This window comes from Bacteroides sp. RTP21281st1_H5_RTP21281_210402 (genome assembly GCF_040918965.1).
Classification (GTDB): domain Bacteria; phylum Bacteroidota; class Bacteroidia; order Bacteroidales; family Bacteroidaceae; genus Bacteroides; species Bacteroides congonensis.
Genome location: NZ_JBCOWR010000012.1, coordinates 19,622 through 42,272 on the forward strand (window position 1 = coordinate 19,622; position 22,651 = coordinate 42,272).

Consider the following 22,651-nt stretch of genomic DNA (forward strand, 5'->3'; position numbering starts at 1 on the left):
AACAAAGCTACATGAACCTACGTGATAAATTATCCGTTCGTTTTCATATCGAAGACATCAGGGAAGTACTTCATTTCATACAAGACGATGAACGGCTTCGGGAAGAAATCTATCAACTGATGTTTGACGAAGACGATACCGTCTCTTACCAGGCTTTGTGGACTTGTACACATTTCTCAAAGGAAGACGTAGAATGGTTGAGCCAAAGACAGAACGAGTTGATTGACGCAGCACTTACTTGTCCGCACTCCGGAAAGAGAAGGATGTTCCTGAATCTGCTTAGTCAGCAACAGCCGGCTAACCCGCCACGAATGGACTTCCTTGATTTCTGTATGGAGCGTGTCATATCCCGGCGGGAACCGGGCGGAGTGCAGTCTCTCTGTATAAAACTTGCCCACCAATTGACCTGCTCCATCCCTGAGTTACAACAGGAACTGCGCACAATGCTGGAAATCATGGAACCCGAATTATTGAATCCCGCTATCCGTGCCGTGCGCAGAAATACACTAAAGGCGATGAAAGCAAAGAAGAACTAATAGTTTTTCATCACTTCTTTAAAGTACCATTGAATCTTGCCGAAGTTTTCCAAAGAAATATACTCGTTCTCATTATGAATCGTACGTTGCTCGTACTGGTTCAGGCAAATCGGCAGGAAGCGATAAATATCATCACTCACAATCTGGTACTTATACGAATCAGTACCGCCAATCGTGATATAAGAAGTGACGATGGCGGCAGGATATATCTTAGCCAGTTCTTCCCTGATAATCTCGAAACCTTTTACGTTTTCGGGAGAAATGCCCGAAGGTTCACGTTCGGATACTACATTGATAGTAACATCATAGCCTTCGCACAACTTCTTCACGTGTTCAATCACTTCGGCAACCGAGCCACCGGGTAAAATACGGAAGTTGACAGTAACTTCCGCTTCCGAAGCCAGTACATTGGCCGCATCACTTCCCTTTGCCATAGTCACGGCTGTCGTTGTGCGCACCAGTGCGTTGGAAGCGGGAGATTTCTCCATTGTTTTCAACAGTAACGGTTCAAGCAGCCATTGGTTGGCTATCGCCATTCGTGAAAAGAATCCCATTTCTCCCCCTACATTATCGAAGAATGCAGCGATAGGAGAAATAATCCGTGCAGGGAATTGGTTGTTATTCAGCTTCTCAATGATTTCCGCAGCATATACCAAAGAACCTTTTGCGGGAGGCATTGAAGAGTGACCGCCCATTCCTCTGACCGTGAGACGCAGAGTAAGAAAACCTTTCTCTCCCACTCCCACCAAAGCCAACGGTTCTTTTATGGATTCCATAGCCGAACCGGGAGCTGCAATTATACCGCCTTCATCATATACCGCATCAAAACGCAGCCCTTTCCCTTTCATATAGTCTGCTATTTTGAACGCACCCTGACGCCCGCTCACCTCTTCATCCTGTCCGAAAGCAAACCAGATATCCCTTTCCGGCTGAAAACCTTCAGCTATCAGATTATCCGCACCTTCCATCAACGAGAACAGCATACATTTCATATCGAGCGTGCCGCGACCGTATATACGTCCGCCTGCAACAGCTCCTGAAAACGGGGGATAATCCCATTTCTCCGAGTACGACTCGATGGGTGGCAAGGGCTTATCATTGATTTGGAAAACAGTATCGGGAGCAGTCGCCGTAGCCGGGTCATATCCGATTACGGGAACGACATCATAATGGGATAAGAATAATATAGGTTTCAAATCACTGTTTTTTCCTTTCCAGTGAAAGACCAGTCCATAAGTGTTAATGGTATCTACCTCCATCGTCTTATATACTTCGGGATATGAACCAGCCAAATACGTCATAAATTCATCAAACGGCTTGAAATTTGTTTCTTCATAAACTTCATTGCTGATTGTCGGAATCCGTATTCCACCTACAAAACGGCGTATAGCTTGTTCGGAAGGGGTCGTGTTCACCAGTTCTTTATCACTCACATTTTTCTCTACTTTACCAAATTTATAAGTGACGGTTCTCAGCACCAGCACCAATACAATGACAAGTAGCAGAACCAATATGGCTGCGAAAATTATTTTAGTTTTCATACTTCAGTTATTTAGAATTGTCTCTCTTAAAATTAAATGTGACACACATCTATAGAATAAACAAACCATCGCAACTAAAAGATTTCAAATTCCGTCTTAATTTCCACACTTGCCGGTTTCGGTCAATTATCATAATATATTCAAATGAAATATCTGCGATATCCCCGTCATCGAAATCTGTCCCACCACCCAATTGAATTACAGGAATAGCCAAACCCGAAAATCAGCAGAAACAAATGACCTATCACCAACGTACCTACGCCAATCATTATAAAATTAAAAGTTTGAAGCGCAGAGAAAAACTAAGAAAAAACAAGAAGCTGCCTCCCTTTGCAGGGAGACAGCTTCTTTATGATGTCATTCTAATTCAATCAATTGAAATAATATAAGAATACGGCAATCCCTTCGAGGGCTTTCTTCGGTTGGTCTTTTATTTCGATGGCAAATTTGATTTCAGCTTTTGCCACACCACGCAAGTTGGTCAATGAATGAAGTGTAGTCACCAGACGGATGCTCTGTCCTGACAATACAGCCTGACCGAATTTCATCTTGTCCATACCGTAGTTAATCATCATCTTCAGGTTATTCACCTGAATTATCTGATTCCACAGATATGGGAGCATGGACAATGTTAGGTAGCCATGAGCTATTGTGCTATGATAAGGGCTGTCCACTTTGGCACGCTCCGTATCTACGTGAATCCATTGATGATCCAGTGTCGCATCTGCAAAAAGGTTGATACGTTCCTGCGAAAGTTCCACATAATCAGAAACACCTATTTGTTTGCCTACCAGTTTCTCGAATTCTTCGTATGAATTGATAATTACTTGTTCCATAGTCTTATCGCTTTATGGGGGTTATTAATCTATTAATTGACGGCAAAATTAGGAAAAATAAACTGATATGCCATCAATTTTTACGATAAAAGCAGTAACAAAAGAAATCGGGTATCACTCATAAATCGACAGCTTGTTTCACTGTTTCCGCCAGTATGCTGTAGCCTTTGCCATTCAGATGCAGGTCGTCGATGGTCAGGTCGGGATTCAGTCTGCCGTCCAGTAACAAGCGGTCGAATACATCGAGATAGATAATGTCCGTTCCTTGTAGTTTTTCATATATTTTCCGGTTGAGCATACGGATGAACTGGTTTACTGCCGTACTGTAATCATCGTAATCATTTCGTGGAAAAATACAGAAAAGATATGTTTTCAGAGAAGGAACGGAAAGGACTGCTTTCACATAACGTTCTACGTAATCGTCCACATTCTCATCGTTCAACCGATAGATGTCGTTGCTGCCGAATTGGATGATAACCTGACAATCAGAAGTATCCACAGTAAAAGACTCGACATAAGCCAGTCCTTCACCGGGTGCTCCGTAGTTCAGGCATTCCCATTGGGGGAAATAAATATCCAATGCCCAAAATGCCATATGGCTGTTGCCGACAAAAGCAAATTTCGGTTTTTCCTCAATCCTGTCCATTTTATATTCACTCAAGTTTATACTTAGTCAAGCACCCACTTTCTTTCATTCAAACTCCGGAACAAATATAGGACAAAATTCGCGGATTTACCTTACTTTTGCACCCGTAATCACAATCAAATATAAACCGATGATACATTTTTTCAAGAAGTCCGTTTCTCATATTGCGTTACCGGAGAAATTCACTTACCCTTTCCTGTATACGCCTCATCCGTTGTGCGTATTAGCGGCGGAAGAAGTGAAAGAGTATATCACAAGCCGGAAGGAATGGCAAGATGAATTAACTCTTGGAAAAATGTTCGGAGTACTGGTTATAATGCAGGAAACGGAAGGAGCTACGAAAAAAGCTACGGATAAAGATACAGAAAAAGGGACGGAAGAAGGAGGAAGAATAGGCTATTTAGCTGCCTTTTCCGGCAATTTGGCGGGAAAGAACCTGCATACTTATTTTGTTCCTCCTGTTTATGACTTACTGCAACCACAAGGATTTTTCAAGATTGAGGAAGAGCAGATTTCCGCTATCAATATCCGCATCAATGAGTTGGAGAATAGTGCTTCCTGTCTTGAGTCAAAAGAGAAGTGGAAGATAGAAACGGAGCAAGCTCAGGCCGAGTTGAATCACGCCAAAGCGGAGCTAAAAGCCGCGAAAGAAGACAGAGAAGCCCGACGCCGGTCATCACCTGGGATTTCCGAAGAAGGACAGGCCGCTTTGATTCGGGAAAGCCAATATCAGAAAGCTGAATATAAACGGAAGGAAAAAGCATGGAAGAAGCGGTTGGAAGAGCTCGAAGCGGAAGTTAACCGTTTCAAGAGTGAAATAGAAAGCCTGAAAGCAGAACGGAAAGAACGTTCGGCAGCTTTACAACAAAAGCTGTTCGGACAATTCCGGATGTTGAATGCGAAGGGAGAAGCGAAAGACTTATGTACCATTTTCGAGCAGACAGTCAGGAAAGTCCCACCCGCCGGTGCGGGTGAATGCGCATTGCCCAAGTTGCTGCAATATGCGTATCTTCATCAATTAAAGCCGTTGGCGATGGCTGAATTCTGGTGGGGGGATTCTCCTAAAAACGAAATCCGGCATCATGGATATTATTATCCTTCGTGCAAAGGGAAATGTGAACCGATTCTGCAACATATGTTGCAGGGATTGGAAGTAGACGAGAATCCGTTATTGGATAACGTTCATAAAGATACAGAATTGGAAACTGTGTTTGAAGATGAATGGTTGGTGGTGGTCAACAAACCGGCAGGAATGTTATCCGTGCCGGGAAAGGCGGAAGACATGGATTCCGTTTATCACCGCTTGAAGAAAAAGTATCCTGACGCTACGGGGCCTATGATTGTGCACCGGCTCGATATGGCGACTTCAGGACTACTGCTTGTGGCCAAAACGAAAGAAGTACACCAACATTTGCAGGCACAGTTCGAGAACAGGAGTATAAAAAAACGATATATAGCTTTGTTGGACGGTGTCATAGCAGAAACCGAAAAGACTGGAAGAATCTTACTCCCCCTCTGCCTGAACCCTCTCGATCGTCCCCGGCAAATGGTGAATGAAGAGTACGGAAAGGAAGCTGTCACTGAATATCAGATAATCACAAATTCAAGGAGCTGTACCCGCATCGCTTTCTATCCGTTGACCGGACGTACCCATCAGCTACGTGTACATGCCGCCCACCCGAAAGGGCTGAACTGCCCAATTCTGGGAGACGAGCTCTATGGCAAGAAAGCGGACAGGCTTTATCTCCATGCCGAATATATCGAGTTCCGCCATCCTGTCTACGGAGATATTGTCTGTATACATAAAGAACCGGAGTTTTAAGAAACTACTCCAAGTCATGATGGAGTAATTCCTTAAAGTTATTTGACCGTATCCGCATTAATAATGCGCTACTGGAAAAAAGTGATACTCTTCCATGTATAAGCGTCAGAGTATTCATTAGGCGTATACCACGTTGTGGCAGATTCAGCTTTCGGAGTGGCTGTGCCGGAGTCGTAATGCTTGTCAACATTCAATGTGAGATGGCATGCTTTGGCGAAATTACTGCCGTCGAAAGGTGGCATACCCATACTAGGATTTATCTTCAATGCCAGATTGCCCGGTGCAGTCAGTTTGAGCGTGGTCAGGTTGTTACATTGCTGAAATGCCTGACCGTTGATTTCAGTCACTTTGGGCAACGAAAGGGAGACGAGTCCGGAAAATGCAAAAGCACCTTCATGAATCCGGATGGCTTCCGGCAGTTCTACAGTCTTCAATAGAAGACAGCCAGATAGAGCCTGAAATCCGACATCTTCCACACTGCTGCAAGAAACAGTGGTCAATGTCTGACATGCGAAGAATGCGAAAGAGCCAAGCGCTTTCACCTCAACCGGTAACTTCACTGCACGCAAAGCAGGGTAATAGTAATGAAATACATCGTCCAAATATTCCCGCCCGTAGAAAGCTCTTGCGGGCAAGCCACGTACACTACCCGGAAGATAATTAAATTTTTCATCAACCCTTCCATCTACATTCACTAACGGCCAACCAGTCACGCCGGTCAAGTCTATCACTTCCACGTTGGAATCAAAAAAAGGGTTGCCGTCCGGAATACCAAGCATAGATACCTCCACGGGTATCCCTATTTTGGAGAACTCACCCGTCAGTTTGAATTCCTTGACACCTGCATCGAGGTCGGCTTTGATAGCGGCCTTTACTTCATCAGCAGTCATAGAAGTCATGTCAATAATACCCGGAGTGCGATTGTCCTCTCCATTTTCATTCTCGTCATTACCGCACGAGGCAAACATTAGTAATGCCAGTGCAAAGGGGATAAATAATTTCTTCATAATTTATTAATATAATGGTTTTCTATATCGGAAGCCTTCCGGCCGTTTTTTCGGAATGAAACAAAGAAGAAGAGGGATGGAAAGAGCTGTTTCGCTCTGCTAAAGTATTAGATTGCAAAGTTTCTGCCAAATAAAATCAATTGTCTTTTGTTTAAACGCACAATAAACAATTTTCCAATATACAAAAAACAATTTTCCTGAGAGGATTCCGAGGTAAATGTACAAAAAACAATTTTCCGATAGACCGAAAAGCCTTTAGGGAAAGAATGGAAACCAGACCCTGACAACACAAAATTATAAGAAAAGAAGAAAGAATGCGAGAAGGTATATTATTCTCCCTCCAAACGTATCCGCATACCATATTCTCTTGGGGTGACTCCCACCGCCTTTTTGAAGTCCCTGCAAAAATTTCCGCTATTGGCGTAACCAATCTTCCGGGTCATATCCGTGATGGAAATCGCGGGATTTTTTTGATAAAGCAGACATGCCTCACGTATGCGCAAATCATTGCGCCAAGTACTGAACCATATACCATGACATTTGCTCATATACCGACGAAGAAAAGGCTTGGTGGTTCCCAACGAAGCCGCCACCTCCTCCGAAGGAATATCTTTCCGGCAATATTCTTTCCGCTCTATATATTGTTGAAGCCTTTCATGCAGTATTTGTTCTTTTTCCGTAAGGATGTCTTCGGTCATCAACTCCTTTCCGTTCCCTTCTTCAATATCTTCCCTTGCCTCTGTTTCCATGTTTCCGCTACCCGGTTCCGATTCATCTGCCATGAACTGCCTGTTCAGTGACTCCGCCACAATGACCGGAATAGCAAATTTCATCTTATGGTAGTAATTGACAAACCACATCACTATAAAACTATAAAAAAGAACATACAACGGTACAAAGAATTTGTATATGCCCGGATAAAACAGGAGTGACAGTGCCATGATTCCAATAGCTAAAGCGCTATAAAAACCGATTTTCACCCAATACAGACGACTTTCCTCATTATCGTCATAATAATCTTCCACCTCCTGCACGGTCTTATGGTAAGCCAACATAAACTTCCATGTATAGAAAGCCAACTGGGCAACGTAGGCAATAATACCCGCATAAAAGAACCACATAAAAGAACCGGTAAAACAGAACAGGACGACAAACAGGGTAATACCCGCTACGGTAATAGCCACCGCATGACGAAACACCACGCTCCACCGGACTGCGTCCGGACGTATGAAAACCAACATGGACACGGTGAAAAGCAGTGCCTGGAATGATGCGACAAAAAGAGTACTGGCAGGCTCGATATGGCGGTCATATCCTGTAAAACAGCATATCAGACTGAGAAATGCCAACACGAAATAAGAAGATACAAGGATGTTGCGTGCTTTCCGGCGATATTATTGTAGTCCACAGCATACCACCCAATATCGCAATTACGAAAGCGGAACCACCCATCAAAAACTTATATGTTGTTTCATCCATATTTCCCGACCGTTATAATTGCAAAAATACATTTTTTCGCCAATTAAGGAAAGTTGAATGAAGAAAATACGGGATGACAGCGAATATTTATTTCATTTTCTTTCGGTTATGTAAAAATCAGAAGCTATTCGTAAGTACCTGTCTCCTCAATCTCCTGTAAACATAAATAAAAGCAGGGACAAGGAATAAATCCGCAGCTATCCAAGCCATCGGGTCACCGTAGCAGACGGCAAGAAAGCCGAAAGCGGGAACTGCGTAAAGGCTGACGAGGATACGGGCAATCATCTCCGCCACTCCGGAGAACATGGCAAGATTCGTAAAGCCCACTCCCTGAATGGTATAACGCAGGATGCACAACAGTCCGAGCGTAGGAAAGAACATACAGGAAATATGAAGGAAGAGCTCCGTATTCATCAAAATCTCCGTTTCCGACGGGTCTACAAAGATGAGAGCAAAATACTTGGCTCCCAACATCAGGAGTACAAAAGTAAATGCCGCATAGATAATCATCATCAAAGCACTTGCCTTAATACCCTGCCAAATACGTTCCGGTTTACCCGCACCATAGTTCTGTCCGCTGAAGGTAGCCATCGCAATCCCCAGACTCTCGAACGTACAGATAAAGAACATCTTGATGCGCATTGCCGAGGTAAAGGCGGCAACACAGGCTGTTCCCAACGCATTGTTCGCACTTTGCAGCATGATACTGCCAATAGCGGTGATGGAGAACTGAAGCCCCATCGGCACACCGATATAAAGCAGCGTCTTTGCCAGTTTCGACTGAAACCGGCGTTCTTTCGGCGTACTTCGCAATATTTCAAACTTCCTGTACATATAGATATAGCAGAGAACGGCTGAAAGTCCCTGTGAGAATACCGTGGCAATGGCAGCTCCCGCCACTCCCCAACCAAGCACAAGGATGCAGAATAAATCAAGAATTATATTCAAAACCGTAGAAAGAAGCAGGAACCAAAAAGGAGTCTTACTATCTCCCAACGCACGGATAATACTCGAAAGAAGATTGTAGAAGAACGTGAAAGGCACGCCGATAAAGGTGACAAGCAGATAAGCATATGCCCCCTCGAAAATATTCTCCGGCGTACGCATCATCCGAAGAATATCCGCGCACAGAATACTGGTGACAACAGCGATAGCCACAGACATCACCATAGAGAGTTTCAGGCTGACGGAGACATAACTGCGCATCGTACTATAATCCCTCGCCCCGAACTTCTGCGCCACGGGAATACCGAAACCGCCGCAACATCCGTTGCAGAATCCCAGAATGAGGAATACCACCGATGTGCTGGCTCCAACCGAAGCCAACGAATTAATTCCCAAAAACTTTCCAACGATTGCCGCATCGACAAGCGAGTACGTTTGTTGCAGCAGATTGCCGAGCAAAAGCGGCAGTGTAAACCTTAAAATCAGAGGTAATGCCGGCCCTGCCGTCATTTCTTTAGAGGTTGCCATACGTCTATGTTCTAATATTACCTTATCTTTTCACCAGTCTTTTAGGTGAGCCATGCCATGAACAACCCAAGCAATAGACTTCTGTCAGATCGAACCCTTCCATTGAATCTTCCGGATACTTCGGTACGACTTCTCCATTTTCCATCACATAGACCAGTAATCTCTCATTCCGGTCGTTCTTTACATATAAGGCGGCAATTTTACATTGCGGACACAATAACTTTTTCATGCGGCAAAGATACAAAACAGAATTGGATAAATATTCTGTAATCTTCCTTATCTTTGTGGAGTTCAAAAAGAGAAAATGAAGAAACAACGTATTGCACATGAGAAGAAGGTGGTAGAATTGATGATTCGTATCTACTGCCAGAAGAAGGAGAAGAACGCTGTTCTTTGTCCCGATTGCGAGGAACTGCTTCGCTATGCACATACGCGTCTCGACCGTTGTCCGTTCGGAGAAAAGAAGAATTCGTGCAAGAAGTGCACGGTGCATTGTTACAAACCGGCAATGCGTGAACGGATGCGGACAGTAATGCGTTTCTCCGGCCCGCGGATGTTGCTCTATGCACCTTGGGAAGCTATCCGCCATTTGCTGAATTTATAAGAAACAACATTAATCTAAACATATATATTTGTAATGAAACGAGCTGTTATTATTGGAGCTACATCCGGCATCGGGCAAGAAGTTGCGAAATGCCTGTTACTGGAAGGCTGGCAGATTGGAATAGCAGGCAGACGGCAGTCTGCCCTTGAAACCTTGCAACGGGTTGCACCTGACCAAATTGAAATTCAGGCATTGGACGTCACCCGTGAAGATGCGGCAGAAAAGCTGAATGCGCTCATAGACAAAACGGGTGGTATGGACTTGTTTCTTCTTAGTTCCGGCATCGGTTTCCAGAACATGAAACTGGATATGGAAGTGGAACTGAATACGGCACGCACCAATGTAGAGGGATTTACCCGCATGGTGGATACCGCTTTTGCGTATTTCAAGAAGAAGGGCGGCGGACATCTGGCGGTTATCAGTTCCATCGCAGGGACGAAAGGACTTGGCGTAGCTCCTGCCTATTCTGCGACCAAACGTTTTCAGAATACTTATATTGATGCTCTCGAACAGCTTGCCCGTCTTCAGAAGTTGGACATTCATTTTACGGATATCCGTCCCGGATTTGTAGCCACGGATTTATTGAATGACGGAAAGCATTATCCGATGTTGATGAAAGCGGATAAAGTGGGATGGCACATTGCCCGTGCGCTGAAGAACAAAAGACGGGTGGTAATCATCGACTGGCGTTACCGGATTCTTGTGTTCTTTTGGAGAATGATTCCACGTTGGTTGTGGAAGCGCCTGCCTGTAAAAACGAACGGGCAAAGGTACGAATTTATAGAAAAATAGATTGATAATTAGCAAGAACGGATAACTGTTGTTCCGATAAATCTACCTATCTTTGTCCGGTAACCAGAAACTTAAAACAAAAATAAAGATGGAACAGAAAATTTGTCAGTGTTGTGCCATGCCGATAGACGAATCTACATTCGGAACAGAAGCAGACGGTAGCAAGAATGAAGAATATTGCCACTACTGCTATGCGGACGGGAAGTTTACAAAAGACTGTACTATGGATGAGATGATTGAACATAACCTGAAGTATTTGGATGAATTCAATAAAGACTCTGAAGTGAAATACAGTGTAGAAGAAGCACGCGCCACCATGAAGGAATTCTTTCCGCAACTGAAAAGGTGGAAAAAATAAGCAAGAACAACATAAGGGGCTGTGTAAAAAAGGTGACATAATCAAGAGAATCCATTCCGATTACCTTTTTTACACAGCCCTTTCTATATTTTCAAAGAAGTCATCGTCAGTTATTACTCCAAACTACAATAAATCGTATCTACCTATTAAATTATCCGTAAATAGACAACAGTCCCTATTCATTTTTTCCTTTTTATCATTCATTATTTCTTCCCATTCGCTTTTTTATTATACATTTGTAACCGAATGTCCTTTCATCAGGACTGTAAACCAATAGAATAAATAAAAGACAAATAGTTCAGTTCTTATTTACTGATAAAAAGAAACAACAAATGAAACAAAGCGATTCACCTATCCTCAAGGATGACCATGTGCTTTCAGAAAACGAATCTGCCGGATTGACACACGACCTACTTTTGTTCGCAGAAAACATTTATGCCAGCCTGCCGATGAGTATCGAAGTTTATGATACTGATGGAATCTTACGTAAAATCAACGATAAAGCCCTGAAAATGTACGGAGTCAGCGACCGGACAACAGTCATAGACAAAGTCAATCTTTTCGATAGCCCCTATATGGACAAAGATTTGAAAGCCAAAATTCAAAAGGGCGAAGAGGTCACATTAGAATTTGAATATGACTTCGACCGTATAAATAGTGACGCCTATTTCAGCAGCCAAAAAAAGAACTCTATTATTTATGAAGCACAGGTAGTGCCGGTGTTGGATAATAAAAGAAATATTATCGGACATATATTACTATCTAATGACGTGACTGCCGAAAAAGAAGCGGAATTCCGTACAGAAGAAAGCAAGAAAAATCTGGAAATGGCTATGGAAGCCGCAAATATGGCTTCATGGGTATATAACGTCCACAAGAAAACGTTCAGCACATTGTACGGAAACGCACTGGCAAAAGAGGAGATGTCGCTGGAACAGATGCAAAGCCTGCTACACCCGCAAGACCGCCTACAGTTAATGCAGCTTTTCGCCCAACTGATAAACAAGGAAACCGAACAAGTGCACACCACCCTGCGCTTTTATAATAAGGAAGAAAGACAGTACCGCCATTACGAAAGCCGTATGCGCTTGTCTTCCGAACATCGAGGAAAGCTGCTGATTGTCGGCACCCAACTGGATGTGACGGAGAAAATACAAATGCAGAAGAAAACACAAGACCTGACTTCCAAACGCGAACTTGCCATGCAAGTGAGCAATATCGTACATTGGGACTTCGATGTGACAACGCAGAAATTCGAGTCCTACAATGACCCGATTAATGACTATGCCCCTAACAGGCTTGTCTCTCTCCAGGAATTTGAAAATGTTGTGCATCCCGACGACCGTTCCACTTATTTCGATGCCATGCAATCCATGCTGTCGGGCGAGAACGAAACCATCAACTTCACCTGCCGTATACAGACAAAATACGATGAGTCCTGGCAATATTGCAATGTCATCGGCGTTCCTTTCGAGCAGGACGAAAACGGAAACACCATACGTTTCACCGGTTTCCGGCAAAATATCTCCAAGCTCCACCGCCTGAACGAGGAGCTCAAGGAGAGAAACTACAAAATGGAACTTACTTTCAAGACCGTCGGTATGTCATACTGGGACTTTGATGTGATAACCCAAAAATTCACTGCATTCAATGACCCCGTCAACGATTATCACCCGGAAACTCCGATTGATATCGACCAATATTTAAGTGTCTCCCACCCGGACGACGTAGAACTTGTGCGCGAACATTTCGAAGGTATGATTCACGGCAATGAACAGGAATTCAATTTCCAATATCGCTCCAAGACAAAATGGGACAAGGAATGGCAGACTTTAATCATCACCGGTATTCAGGTAGAAAGAGACAAGAGAGGAAAAATAATCCGTTACACCGGTATAGGGTTCAACAATACGAAGTGGGAAAAAATGGCTCAGGAACTAAAGGAACTCAAAGACAAAGCTGAACTTTCCGACCGTCTCAAATCGGCTTTCCTTGCCAATATGAGCCATGAGATACGTACACCGCTTAATGCCATTGTCGGCTTCTCCGGTCTGATGGTGAATTGCGACGACCCCGAAGAAAAGGCAGAATATATGGAAATCATCGAATCGAACAATGAACTGTTGTTGCGACTAATAAATGACATTCTCGACCTTTCCAAGATTGAATCAGGCATACTTGAACGTAAGAGGGAAAAGTTCAACCTGTCCAAAGTATCCAGTGAACTTTATACCATGATTCAACCTAAAATAACCAATCCGAATGTAGAATTTATCATGGGGAATTCCGGCCCGGACTGCTGGATATTCCTGGATAGAAACCGACTCAAACAGGTGTGGATGAATTTCCTCACGAACGCGATAAAATGTACTCATTCCGGACACATCAAGATGGGATACAGTATCGAAAACGGGGGCATCAAGGTTTATGTGGAAGATTCGGGGGTCGGTATCCCGTTTGAATTACAGAACAGGGTATTCGGGCGGTTCCAAAAGCTCAATGAGTTTGCACAGGGAACGGGACTCGGATTAGCCATTTCGAGAGCTATCATCGAAGGTGCAGGAGGAGAAATCGGATTTACTTCCACTCCCGGCGAAGGTTCCACTTTTTGGGCATGGGTGCCGTGTGAGATAAGCATGCAGGAAGACATTGAGTCCAAAGTAGCACCACAGCCACAACTTGTCCGGGAACGAAATACGCACATATTCAGGCAACCTTTCTCTTTCAAAAATATAAATGGAGAAGAGTTGCAAATATTAATTGCCGAAGATAACGACAGCAATTATTCATTAGTAAAAAATATCCTCAAAGAATATCAGATTACCCGCGTAGTGAACGGAGTGGAAGCCGTGGAAAAGGTGCGCAACGAAAAGTTCGACATCGTTCTCATGGATATGAAGATGCCGATAATGGGCGGACTGGAAGCGACACGGAAAATCAGGGAATTAAACCCGGTTATCCCTATTATAGCACTGACCGCCAATGCTTTTGACGCTGACAGGATAAGTGCTATGGAAGCGGGTTGCAACGCATTCCTGGCAAAACCGCTGAAGAAAGAAGAATTGCTCGAACTGTTTTCTTTCAAACAATAACGACATCAAAGGGTGATAATGTAATATACCCAGTTCTCAATCCAGCCCACCCGGAACACACCATACTCATATCCTTTTTATTCCATCATCCCAGTTCCGGGTGGCGCTCTAGCCACCTCACCGCATACGAGCAAGTAGCTTTCGGTTTCATTCCGTTGGCCGAGGCGTAATCATAAGCAGCTTTTACCAATGCGGCGGCTATTCCGCGACCTTCTATCGGACGGGGAACAATCGTGTGGATGATGTCGAGAGAATCACCAAGAAGGCGATATTGTACAAAGGCGGTGCGACCGTCTACTTCTGTCTTGAACAGTTTTTGTTCGGGCTGATGAATAATTTCGTAATTCATAATCTTGTTTTTTAGAATTGCTTTGTTCTACACAATCAGTTTTGTTACCGTTAGAATTGTTCGATCCATTGCAATCGGTTTGTATCATAACCGCGGCGACCGGCAGCGGTGACGAGTTTTTTCTTTATATCTTCCGGCAGTTGGGGTGTCCGGCTCAGTATCCAGAGATATTTGTCGGTGCTGCTGCCTACGAGCGCATAGTTATAGTTCTCATCGTCCAACTCCAATACGTAATAGTCCGAATAGAAGTTGAGGAAGAAAGAAACTTTCAACTTTCCCGGTTGTGCAGGGTCGGGTATCTTGGCGTGCCCATTGGCGGTCTTGCAGATGTCATAAGGGGAGTTACGCTTGCATCCCCGGTTTTCGACACGAATAGAGCCGTCGGGACGGAGCGTGTAAGTAGCGGTCACGTCGACAAGTCCATGTTCAAAGCGGTTCTCGTAACGGGCTATTTCGTACCAAAGTCCCATATAACGATTCAGGTCGAGAGTGCGGACAGTGCTATGGTCTGTTCCTTTGAACAACCGTTCCACGTCGGGGACGGAAAAATGGAATCCCGCTTCCTGAAGGCGGGTAGGGCGAACCCGCTGACCGGATGTGAGGAAAGAAGCCGCTTCGCCATACAATATCCGGAACACTGCTTGCGGAACGACAATTGTTGTCCATGCATGATAGGCTTTCCCCATCTCACGGGCAAAAGTATATTGGGAAATTTGTTGCGGAGCAACCAGGTTGAATACTCCACGCATCTCCTCATGGGTGATAAAAAACTCCATCGCCCGACAAAGGTCGCGTATATCTATCCACGGGAAAGGCTGGTCACCCGGCCCGATGGCAGCAGCAATCTTCGTTGCCTGCAATGGTCGGAGCATCTGTTGCATCGCTCCCCCATCCGGTGAAAGCACAACACCGAAACGGGTAATGACAAGCCGCGTATGCTCCGGACAACGTTTCGCCTCTTTTTCCCAAGCATAGCAAAGGTCGGACAGGAACCCGTCTCCACGCGTACGGGTATATTCGTCCACTTCCGCCATCGCAGGATAATATCCTACGGCAGAAGCCGAAATCATCAGTTTCGGTTTTGTCCTGACAGCATTCAACGCACGGATAATGCGGTGCGTGACGACTATGCGGCTGTCGAAAAGTTCCTGCTTGTGCTCCGGCGTCCAACGTTTGTTAATCGGCGCTCCTGCCAGGTTGATGATAACATCGCAATGCGCCAGCGTCTGAATCAAATGTCCGGACATACCCTCGCGAAACATCGACCTTCCCAAAGGAATCACACGATGTCCGCCCTTTTCGGTCAGATAATTGGAGAGATGTTTACCTATATATCCGGTGGCTCCGGTCATTGCTATATTCATCTTGATTCTATTGTATATTCAACTCTACTAGAAAAACGTATAAAATGCAGGAAAAGTTCTTTGAAAAAAGCAAAATGAGGTTATCTTTGCAAGGTAGACTTAAACATTGAAAGGAAAAGCCATATGATAGAAGCCCCTGAAGCACGTATTCTTAGCGAACAGTTGAACGAAACGGTCAGAGGAAAAAAAATAACGGATGTGTACACACAATTCAGTCCACACAAGTTTGCCTGGTTCACAGGCAGCGCGGATGAATATGCCGGGTGGCTGTCCGGCAAGACAATAGACCATGCGCAGTCGCAAGGCGGCATGGTGGAGATAACAATAGGTGACAAAGTCCTCGTACTGACGGACGGTGTGAACCTGCGTTATCTGTCTCCGGGGACGAAGTTACCCGCCAAACATCAGTTGCTCATTGCTTTTGAGGATGAGAGTTGCCTGATAGCTTCCGTGCGTATGTACGGCGGAATGATGTGTTATGACAAGGATACCACCACCGGTACTCTCTCCGAATATTATCTCACAGCGAAAAGCAAACCTCAAGTGATGTCCGACGACTTCACCAAAGAATACTTCCTCGGACTCATCAACGCCGAGAGCGCTCAAAAGAAATCCGCCAAAGCTTTTCTGGCTACCGGACAGACCATTCCCGGACTTGGAAACGGCGTTTTGCAGGATATTCTTTACCATACCCGCATCCATCCGAAGAAAAAAATCGCCGGACTGACTGACAAAGAGAAAGAAAATTTGTTCTATCAAGTAAAGGAGACAATGAACGACTTATACCGCCAAGGCGGACGAAGCACGGAAACCGACCTCTTCGGAGAAAGTGGCAAATACGTAGCCTGCCTGTCGAAAGACACCGCCGGCACAGCCTGTCCCCGTTGCGGAGAAACCATCGTGAAAGAAAACTACCTGGGCGGCAGCATCTACTACTGCCGAGGTTGCCAACCGCCAGCGTAGTGCTTATCAAACTAAAATTATGAATGAAATGAAGAAACAAACTAAAATCAACTATATCCTTACTCTGATATTAGTGTTCTGTATCGGTGCTACCATCCCTACTTTGATAGGCAGCAGCCAAGTTAATGAACAACACTCGGCAAAGTCGGAAGTGCCCTATTGTGTCACCTCTCCCACCGTGCCTACCCAAGTCACTTTCGATGGAACTACCATCGACCTTCGCCGCTACGACCGTCGCGAACGGATGGATCGTGAAATGATGGCGTTCACCTATATGCACTCCACCACCATGCTTCTGATAAAGCGTGCCAACCGTTACTTCCCCATCGTGGAACCGATATTGAAAGCGAACGGTATTCCCGACGACTTCAAATACCTTATGGTGATTGAAAGTAATCTGAACAACATCGCCCGCTCTCCTGCCGGAGCTGCCGGACTATGGCAGTTCATGCCCGCCACCGGACGGGAATTCGGACTGGAAGTAAACGACAACGTGGACGAACGCTACAATATCGAAAAAGCGACCGTAGCCGCCTGCAAATACTTCAAGCAAGCGTATGACAAATATGGCGACTGGATGGCCGTATCCGCCGCTTACAACGCCGGACAGGCACGCATCTCTTCCCAACTCGACAAGCAACTGGCAAGTCATGCCATGGACTTATGGCTTGTAGAAGAAACCTCCCGCTATATGTTCCGCCTGTTGGCCGCCAAAGAGATATTCAGCAACCCGCAACGCTACGGCTTCCTGCTGAAAAGAGAACATCTCTACCCGCCCATCCCGTACAGGAAAGTGACCGTCAACACCCCCATCGACAACTTGAGCGACTACGCCAAGCAACAGGGCATCACCTACGCACAACTCCGTGATGCCAACCCGTGGCTGCGTGACACTTCACTGAAGAATAAAACCGGAAAGACTTACGTTCTCCATATCCCCACACAAGAAGGAATGTACTACGACCCGCAAAAGACAGTTGCCTACAACAAAAACTGGGTGATTGACTGACAGAGTATTTCATCCGGAACACATTTTTTATTATGAAACTGAAAGAAAGAATCCAACGTTTTCTGCATGACAATAAACTGAAACGGAAGTTATACGTCATCATCTTCGAATCGGACACTCCCGCAGGGAAACTGTTCGACGTGATTCTTATCGGCTGTATCCTAGTCAGCGTGTTGCTCGTCATTATCGAAAGCCTGAAAGGACTTCCCTCATACCTGACGACTCCATTCGTCATATTGGAGTATCTTTTCACCGCTTTCTTCACGTTCGAGTATCTGACGAGAATTTATTGCTCGCCCCGTCCCCGGAAATACGTTCTTAGTTTTTTCGGCATCATCGACCTATTGGCTACCCTGCCACTTTATATCGGGCTACTTTTCCCCGGTGCACGCTACCTGCTTATCATACGCGCTTTCCGGTTGATACGGGTGTTCCGTGTATTCAAGCTGTTCAACTTCCTGAACGAAGGCGAACGGCTGCTCACCGCCCTTCGCGAGAGTAGCAAAAAGATTGCGGTATTCTTCCTGTTTGTCGTCATTCTGGTGACGTCCATCGGGACACTGATGTACATGATTGAAGGTACGCAACCCAATTCCCAATTCAATAATATCCCGAACAGCATTTACTGGGCCATCGTCACCATGACTACCGTAGGCTACGGAGACATTACTCCCGCCACCGGTTTGGGAAAGTTCCTTTCCGCCTGCGTGATGCTTATCGGTTACACCATCATCGCCGTGCCGACGGGTATCGTATCGGCTTCGATGATGAAAGATTACAAGCGCAGAAGAGACAAAGAATGTCCCAACTGCCACCGTTCCGGGCATGAGGACAACGCCGAATTCTGCAAATACTGCGGAAGTAGCCTGAACCCGTCCGATACCAAAGAAATTCCGAAAGACGAAACAAAAGACAAAGCGAAAGCCAACACATAATCCAAAACAAAAAAATGAAAAACATTTTCTAACCCCCATATATATGAATAAACATCTTAAAATCGCAGCAGCTCTCCTGGTAGCTTTACCGACACTTGTCAACGCACAAGTACGTACCTCACAAACCTTTGAGAAAGGATGGAAATTCACTCGTGAAGACGACAAGAATTTCAGTCAGAAACAGTATGACGACACCAAGTGGCAATCTGTCACCGTCCCGCACGACTGGGCTGTCTACGGCCCCTTCAGCATCGACAACGACAAGCAAAAAGTCGCCATCACCCAAGACGGACAGAAAGAAGCGTTGGAACACGCAGGTCGCACCGGCGGACTTCCTTTTGTCGGAGTGGGCTGGTATCGCCTGAATTTCGAAGCTCCGGACTTCTCTTCCGGCAAGAAGGCAACTCTTATTCTCGACGGTGCCATGAGCCATGCCCGTGTGTACATCAACGGACAGGAAGCCGGTTACTGGCCTTATGGTTATAACTCTTTCTGCATTGATGCCACCCCTTACCTCAAAGCCAACGAGCAGAACACGCTAGCCGTCCGTCTGGAGAACGAGACAGAATCTTCACGCTGGTATCCGGGCGCAGGTCTTTACCGGAACGTTCATTTGGTGATTAACGAAGACGCCCACATCCCTACATGGGGAACACAACTGACTACTCCGGTGGTGAAAAAGGAGTTTGCCAAGGTAAACTTAAAAACCAGTCTTGAAATTCCGTCCGGCAAGTCCTTCACGGATTATCGCATCGTGACCGAACTGAAAGCTCCTGACGGTAAAGTAGTAGCCACCAACGAGGAAAAAGGAACGAAGTATGACGGAAAAGTTTTTGAACAGAACTTCGTGGTAGACGCTCCCCTGCTTTGGTCACCTGATTCACCGTCACTCTACTCCGCCGTATCCAAAGTGTATGAAGGAAACACGCTGAAAGACGAATACACCACACCTTTCGGCATTCGTTCCATTGAAATTATCCCGAACAAAGGGTTTTACCTGAACGGTGAACGCACTATGTTCAAAGGTGTCTGCAATCACCATGACTTAGGCCCTCTGGGCGGCATTGCCAACGAAGCCGGTATCCGCCGTCAGATACGTATCTTGAAGGATATGGGTTGCAACGCCATCCGTACTTCCCATAATATGCCTGCGCCGGAATTGATTCGTGCCTGTGACGAAATGGGTATGATGGTAATGGCGGAATCATTTGACGAATGGAAAGGCGCCAAATTGCAGAACGGTTATCATAAGGTTTTCGACGAATGGGTGGAAAAGGATTTGGTGAATCTGCTTCATCAGTTCCGCAACAACCCCAGTGTGGTGATGTGGTGTATCGGAAACGAGGTTCCCGACCAGTGGAACGGCGACCGCGGCCCTAAACTCTCCCGTTTCCTGCAAGACATCTGCCACTGTGAAGACCCTACACGCCCTGTCACTCAAGGCATGGATGCTCCCGACGCCGTGGTAAATAACAATATGGCTGCCGTGATGGATGTAGCCGGATTCAACTATCGTCCGCACAAGTATCAGGAGAATTATAAGAAGCTCCCGCAGCAGATTATTCTGGGCAGCGAGACGGCTTCGACGGTCAGCTCGCGCGGTGTGTACAAACTGCCTGTTGCCCGCCGTTCCATGCAGAAATATCCCGACCATCAGGCTTCTTCTTATGACGTAGAGCACTGCGGATGGTCTAATCTGCCCGAAGATGATTTCATCCAGCATGAAGACCTGCCTTATTGCATCGGAGAATTCGTATGGACAGGATTCGACTATCTGGGCGAACCGACTCCTTATTATACGGACTGGCCAAGCCATTCTTCCCTCTTCGGCATCATCGACCTTGCCGGATTGCCGAAAGACCGTTATTATCTCTATCGCAGTCATTGGAACAAGGAAGAAGAAACGCTCCATATCCTGCCCCACTGGAATTGGGAAGGGCACGAAGGAGAAGTAGTACCTGTATTTGTCTACACCAACCATCCGTCCGCCGAGTTGTTTATCAACGGCAAGAGCCAGGGCAAACGCACGAAAGACCTCTCCGTGACGATAGACAACAGTGCCGATTCGGTTTCAATGGCTAACCTCAAGCGTCAACAGCGTTATCGCCTGATGTGGATGGATGCCAAGTACGAACCGGGCACGGTGAAAGTAGTGGCTTATGATAAAGACGGAAAAGCCGTTGCCGAAAAGGAGATTCGTACAGCCGGAAAGCCTCATCATATCGAACTGGCTCCCGACCGTGCACAAATTAAAGCGGACGGGAAAGACCTGTCGTTTGTCACCGTCAGAGTAGTGGATAAAGACGGAAATCTCTGTCCGCTGGCCGACAATCTTATCAGCTTCAAAGTGAAAGGTGCAGGAACGTACCGCGCAGGAGCCAACGGCAACCCTGCTTCGCTCGAATCGTTCCAGACTCCGAAGATGAAGGTATTCAGCGGCATGATGACCGCTATCGTTTCTTCAACGGACAAGCCGGGGAAAATCACACTGGAAGCTACGGGAAAAGGGTTGGCGAAAGGTGTATTGGAGATTGAGAGTAAATAGAAAATAATGCTCTTATAAAACAAAAACGGGGTGAGAATCGTAAATACGATCATCACCCCATTTTTTTGTTATTTCCGTTGAAACAATCGTTCAAATAAAATAATAAGCACACATCCCACCGCATAGCAGGCAATATCCGCCCAATCGAACGTAGAGCCTAAAACAACTCGGGCTACACGATTCGTAATTCCCAATGTCTCCACCAACTGAAAGTACTGGAGCACTTCCACAAAACAAGCAAAAAGGAAGACATAAAACGGCATCCGGGGAATCCCTGTCGGAAGAAATATCCTCACAAAACTATACACCAGAACAACAACCAGTACATCACCGACATAAGGACGCACGAAATTATCACGGACATACAAAGCTATCAGCACCTCGATACAAAAGATAACCAAAAAACTGATTATATAAAATATTCTTTTCTTCATCATTCGCTCAATCACGGAGTTAAACATTCATTTTGGTGTGCGAATATACGATAAAATGCAACGGATACGTTCAAATATTATTAAATTAATGACACAAAAAGAAGAAATAATTGTATATTTATAAGTCTAAGTATTTTTTTCCGCAAACAATTAAAAACAGAAAGGAGACTGAACGTATGATGTTGAATATGGATTTTGTATTACGCTTGCTAGTTGCCGGAATACTTGGAGCCATTATCGGACTAGACCGTGAATACCGTGCCAAAGAAGCCGGATACCGCACTCATTTCCTCGTTTCGCTAGGCAGTGCCCTCATTATGATTGTTTCCCAATACGGATTTCAAGAGATTATCAAAGAAAGCAGCGTGACGCTCGACCCCAGTCGTGTAGCGGCGCAAGTTGTCAGCGGCATCGGATTTATCGGTGCAGGAACCATTATCTTTCAGAAACAAATCGTCCGCGGGCTGACCACCGCCGCCGGCATTTGGGCAACGGCAGGCATCGGACTGGCAGTCGGCGCAGGAATGTACACTATCGGTATTGCCGCCATGGTGCTGACTCTTGTCGGACTGGAACTGCTTAGCTACCTTTTCAAAAGTATCGGCATGAAAAGTTCACTGGTTTCTTTCTCTACCGCCAATAGAGACACGCTGAAACAGATAGCGGACAGATTCAACTCCAAGGACTACCTGATAGTCTCCTACGAAATGGAAACATTGCATCCGGGCGAATCGGAGTTTTATCAAGTGACAATGGTTATCAAGTCCAAGCGGAACAATGATGAAGGGCATCTGCTTTCCCTGATACAGGAATTTCCGGACGTAACGGTGCAGCGAATCGAGTAACTACCTCCTCTTCCCCCACTA

At 45.5% G+C, this 22,651-nt stretch carries 21 protein-coding genes; 11 read left to right on the forward strand and 10 right to left on the reverse strand.

Translation table 11 applies throughout. From position 1 onward, the window contains the following. Positions 1 to 11: 11 nt before the first annotated feature. Positions 12 to 536: a hypothetical protein gene (locus AB5443_RS16995; protein ID WP_044656072.1), complete on the forward strand. Its 525-nt coding sequence runs from the start codon at positions 12 to 14 to the stop codon at positions 534 to 536. Here the strand turns inward: AB5443_RS16995 and AB5443_RS17000 are convergent. The 3 genes from AB5443_RS17000 to AB5443_RS17010 form a co-directional block, all read right to left on the reverse strand. Further along, entirely contained in the window at positions 533 to 2,077 is a 1,545-nt protein-coding gene (locus AB5443_RS17000; RefSeq protein WP_368113866.1) for a M20/M25/M40 family metallo-hydrolase, read from the reverse strand. The genes AB5443_RS16995 and AB5443_RS17000 overlap by 4 nt on opposite strands. A gap of 371 nt (positions 2,078 to 2,448) precedes the next feature. Continuing rightward, entirely contained in the window at positions 2,449 to 2,913 is a 465-nt protein-coding gene (locus AB5443_RS17005; RefSeq protein ID WP_368113864.1) for a MaoC family dehydratase, read from the reverse strand. A 118-nt stretch (positions 2,914 to 3,031) separates the two neighbouring features. Beyond that, positions 3,032 to 3,559 carry a GDSL-type esterase/lipase family protein gene (locus AB5443_RS17010; RefSeq protein WP_044655972.1) on the reverse strand — a complete coding sequence of 176 codons (528 nt, stop codon included), beginning with the start codon at positions 3,557 to 3,559 and terminating at the stop codon, positions 3,032 to 3,034. A 130-nt stretch (positions 3,560 to 3,689) separates the two neighbouring features. Between AB5443_RS17010 and AB5443_RS17015 the strand changes: the two genes are divergently transcribed. Beyond that, entirely contained in the window at positions 3,690 to 5,381 is a 1,692-nt protein-coding gene (locus AB5443_RS17015; RefSeq protein ID WP_368113862.1) for a pseudouridine synthase, read from the forward strand. A gap of 68 nt (positions 5,382 to 5,449) precedes the next feature. Here AB5443_RS17015 and AB5443_RS17020 read toward each other — a convergent pair whose 3' ends face one another. The 4 genes from AB5443_RS17020 to AB5443_RS17035 all read right to left on the reverse strand — a co-directional run bounded on the left by AB5443_RS17020 (position 5,450) and on the right by AB5443_RS17035 (position 9,569). After that, complete coding sequence (locus AB5443_RS17020) at positions 5,450 to 6,388, reverse strand: leucine-rich repeat domain-containing protein (RefSeq protein ID WP_368113861.1); 939 nt, start codon at positions 6,386 to 6,388, stop codon at positions 5,450 to 5,452. 329 nt (positions 6,389 to 6,717) lie between these two features. Then, positions 6,718 to 7,740 carry a helix-turn-helix domain-containing protein gene (locus AB5443_RS17025; RefSeq protein WP_368113859.1) on the reverse strand — a complete coding sequence of 341 codons (1,023 nt, stop codon included), beginning with the start codon at positions 7,738 to 7,740 and terminating at the stop codon, positions 6,718 to 6,720. 244 nt (positions 7,741 to 7,984) lie between these two features. Continuing rightward, positions 7,985 to 9,340: an MATE family efflux transporter gene (locus tag AB5443_RS17030; protein WP_368113858.1), complete on the reverse strand. Its 1,356-nt coding sequence runs from the start codon at positions 9,338 to 9,340 to the stop codon at positions 7,985 to 7,987. Positions 9,341 to 9,362: 22 nt separating this feature from the next. Further along, positions 9,363 to 9,569 (reverse strand): hypothetical protein, encoded by a 207-nt coding sequence (locus AB5443_RS17035; RefSeq protein ID WP_044655623.1) that lies wholly within the window; start codon positions 9,567 to 9,569, stop codon positions 9,363 to 9,365. Positions 9,570 to 9,644: 75 nt separating this feature from the next. Between AB5443_RS17035 and AB5443_RS17040 the strand changes: the two genes are divergently transcribed. The 4 genes from AB5443_RS17040 (at position 9,645) to AB5443_RS17055 (ending at position 14,186) form a co-directional block, all read left to right on the forward strand. After that, positions 9,645 to 9,944, forward strand: a complete 300-nt coding sequence (locus AB5443_RS17040) for a nitrous oxide-stimulated promoter family protein (RefSeq protein WP_368113856.1) — start codon at positions 9,645 to 9,647, stop codon at positions 9,942 to 9,944. Positions 9,945 to 9,977: 33 nt separating this feature from the next. Next, positions 9,978 to 10,736 carry an SDR family NAD(P)-dependent oxidoreductase gene (locus tag AB5443_RS17045; protein WP_368113855.1) on the forward strand — a complete coding sequence of 253 codons (759 nt, stop codon included), beginning with the start codon at positions 9,978 to 9,980 and terminating at the stop codon, positions 10,734 to 10,736. An 88-nt stretch (positions 10,737 to 10,824) separates the two neighbouring features. Further along, entirely contained in the window at positions 10,825 to 11,094 is a 270-nt protein-coding gene (locus AB5443_RS17050) for a zinc ribbon domain-containing protein (RefSeq protein ID WP_044655624.1), read from the forward strand. A 332-nt stretch (positions 11,095 to 11,426) separates the two neighbouring features. Beyond that, entirely contained in the window at positions 11,427 to 14,186 is a 2,760-nt protein-coding gene (locus AB5443_RS17055) for a PAS domain-containing protein (protein WP_368113853.1), read from the forward strand. An 85-nt stretch (positions 14,187 to 14,271) separates the two neighbouring features. Here the strand turns inward: AB5443_RS17055 and AB5443_RS17060 are convergent, their stop codons facing one another. Both AB5443_RS17060 and AB5443_RS17065 read right to left on the reverse strand, forming a co-directional pair. Continuing rightward, positions 14,272 to 14,535 (reverse strand): GNAT family N-acetyltransferase, encoded by a 264-nt coding sequence (locus AB5443_RS17060; protein WP_073347962.1) that lies wholly within the window; start codon positions 14,533 to 14,535, stop codon positions 14,272 to 14,274. A gap of 50 nt (positions 14,536 to 14,585) precedes the next feature. Next, positions 14,586 to 15,899, reverse strand: coding sequence for a TIGR01777 family oxidoreductase (locus AB5443_RS17065; protein ID WP_368113851.1), 1,314 nt, complete (start codon positions 15,897 to 15,899; stop codon positions 14,586 to 14,588). Between the two features lie 123 nt (positions 15,900 to 16,022). Between AB5443_RS17065 and AB5443_RS17070 the strand changes: the two genes are divergently transcribed. From AB5443_RS17070 to galB, 4 genes are read left to right on the forward strand one after another with little or no spacing between them, the layout of a single operon-like run. Then, complete coding sequence (locus tag AB5443_RS17070; protein ID WP_368113849.1) at positions 16,023 to 16,862, forward strand: endonuclease VIII; 840 nt, start codon at positions 16,023 to 16,025, stop codon at positions 16,860 to 16,862. Positions 16,863 to 16,890: 28 nt separating this feature from the next. After that, a complete protein-coding gene (locus tag AB5443_RS17075) occupies positions 16,891 to 17,871 on the forward strand; it encodes a lytic transglycosylase domain-containing protein (protein WP_022138154.1) in 981 nt (326 codons plus the stop codon). A gap of 32 nt (positions 17,872 to 17,903) precedes the next feature. Beyond that, entirely contained in the window at positions 17,904 to 18,806 is a 903-nt protein-coding gene (locus AB5443_RS17080; protein WP_368113847.1) for an ion transporter, read from the forward strand. 43 nt (positions 18,807 to 18,849) lie between these two features. Further along, positions 18,850 to 21,351 (forward strand): beta-galactosidase GalB, encoded by a 2,502-nt coding sequence (gene galB / locus AB5443_RS17085; RefSeq protein ID WP_368113845.1) that lies wholly within the window; start codon positions 18,850 to 18,852, stop codon positions 21,349 to 21,351. A 68-nt stretch (positions 21,352 to 21,419) separates the two neighbouring features. Here galB and AB5443_RS17090 read toward each other — a convergent pair whose 3' ends face one another. Beyond that, the gene (locus AB5443_RS17090; RefSeq protein WP_044653478.1) at positions 21,420 to 21,785 is read right to left on the reverse strand and encodes a DUF2809 domain-containing protein; all 366 of its coding nucleotides are present in this window, start codon (positions 21,783 to 21,785) and stop codon (positions 21,420 to 21,422) included. 176 nt (positions 21,786 to 21,961) lie between these two features. Here AB5443_RS17090 and AB5443_RS17095 point away from each other — a divergent pair, with 176 nt between their 5' ends. Then, on the forward strand, positions 21,962 to 22,630 hold the full coding sequence (locus AB5443_RS17095) for an MgtC/SapB family protein (RefSeq protein WP_044653477.1): 669 nt from the start codon (positions 21,962 to 21,964) through the stop codon (positions 22,628 to 22,630). Positions 22,631 to 22,651: the final 21 nt, after the last annotated feature.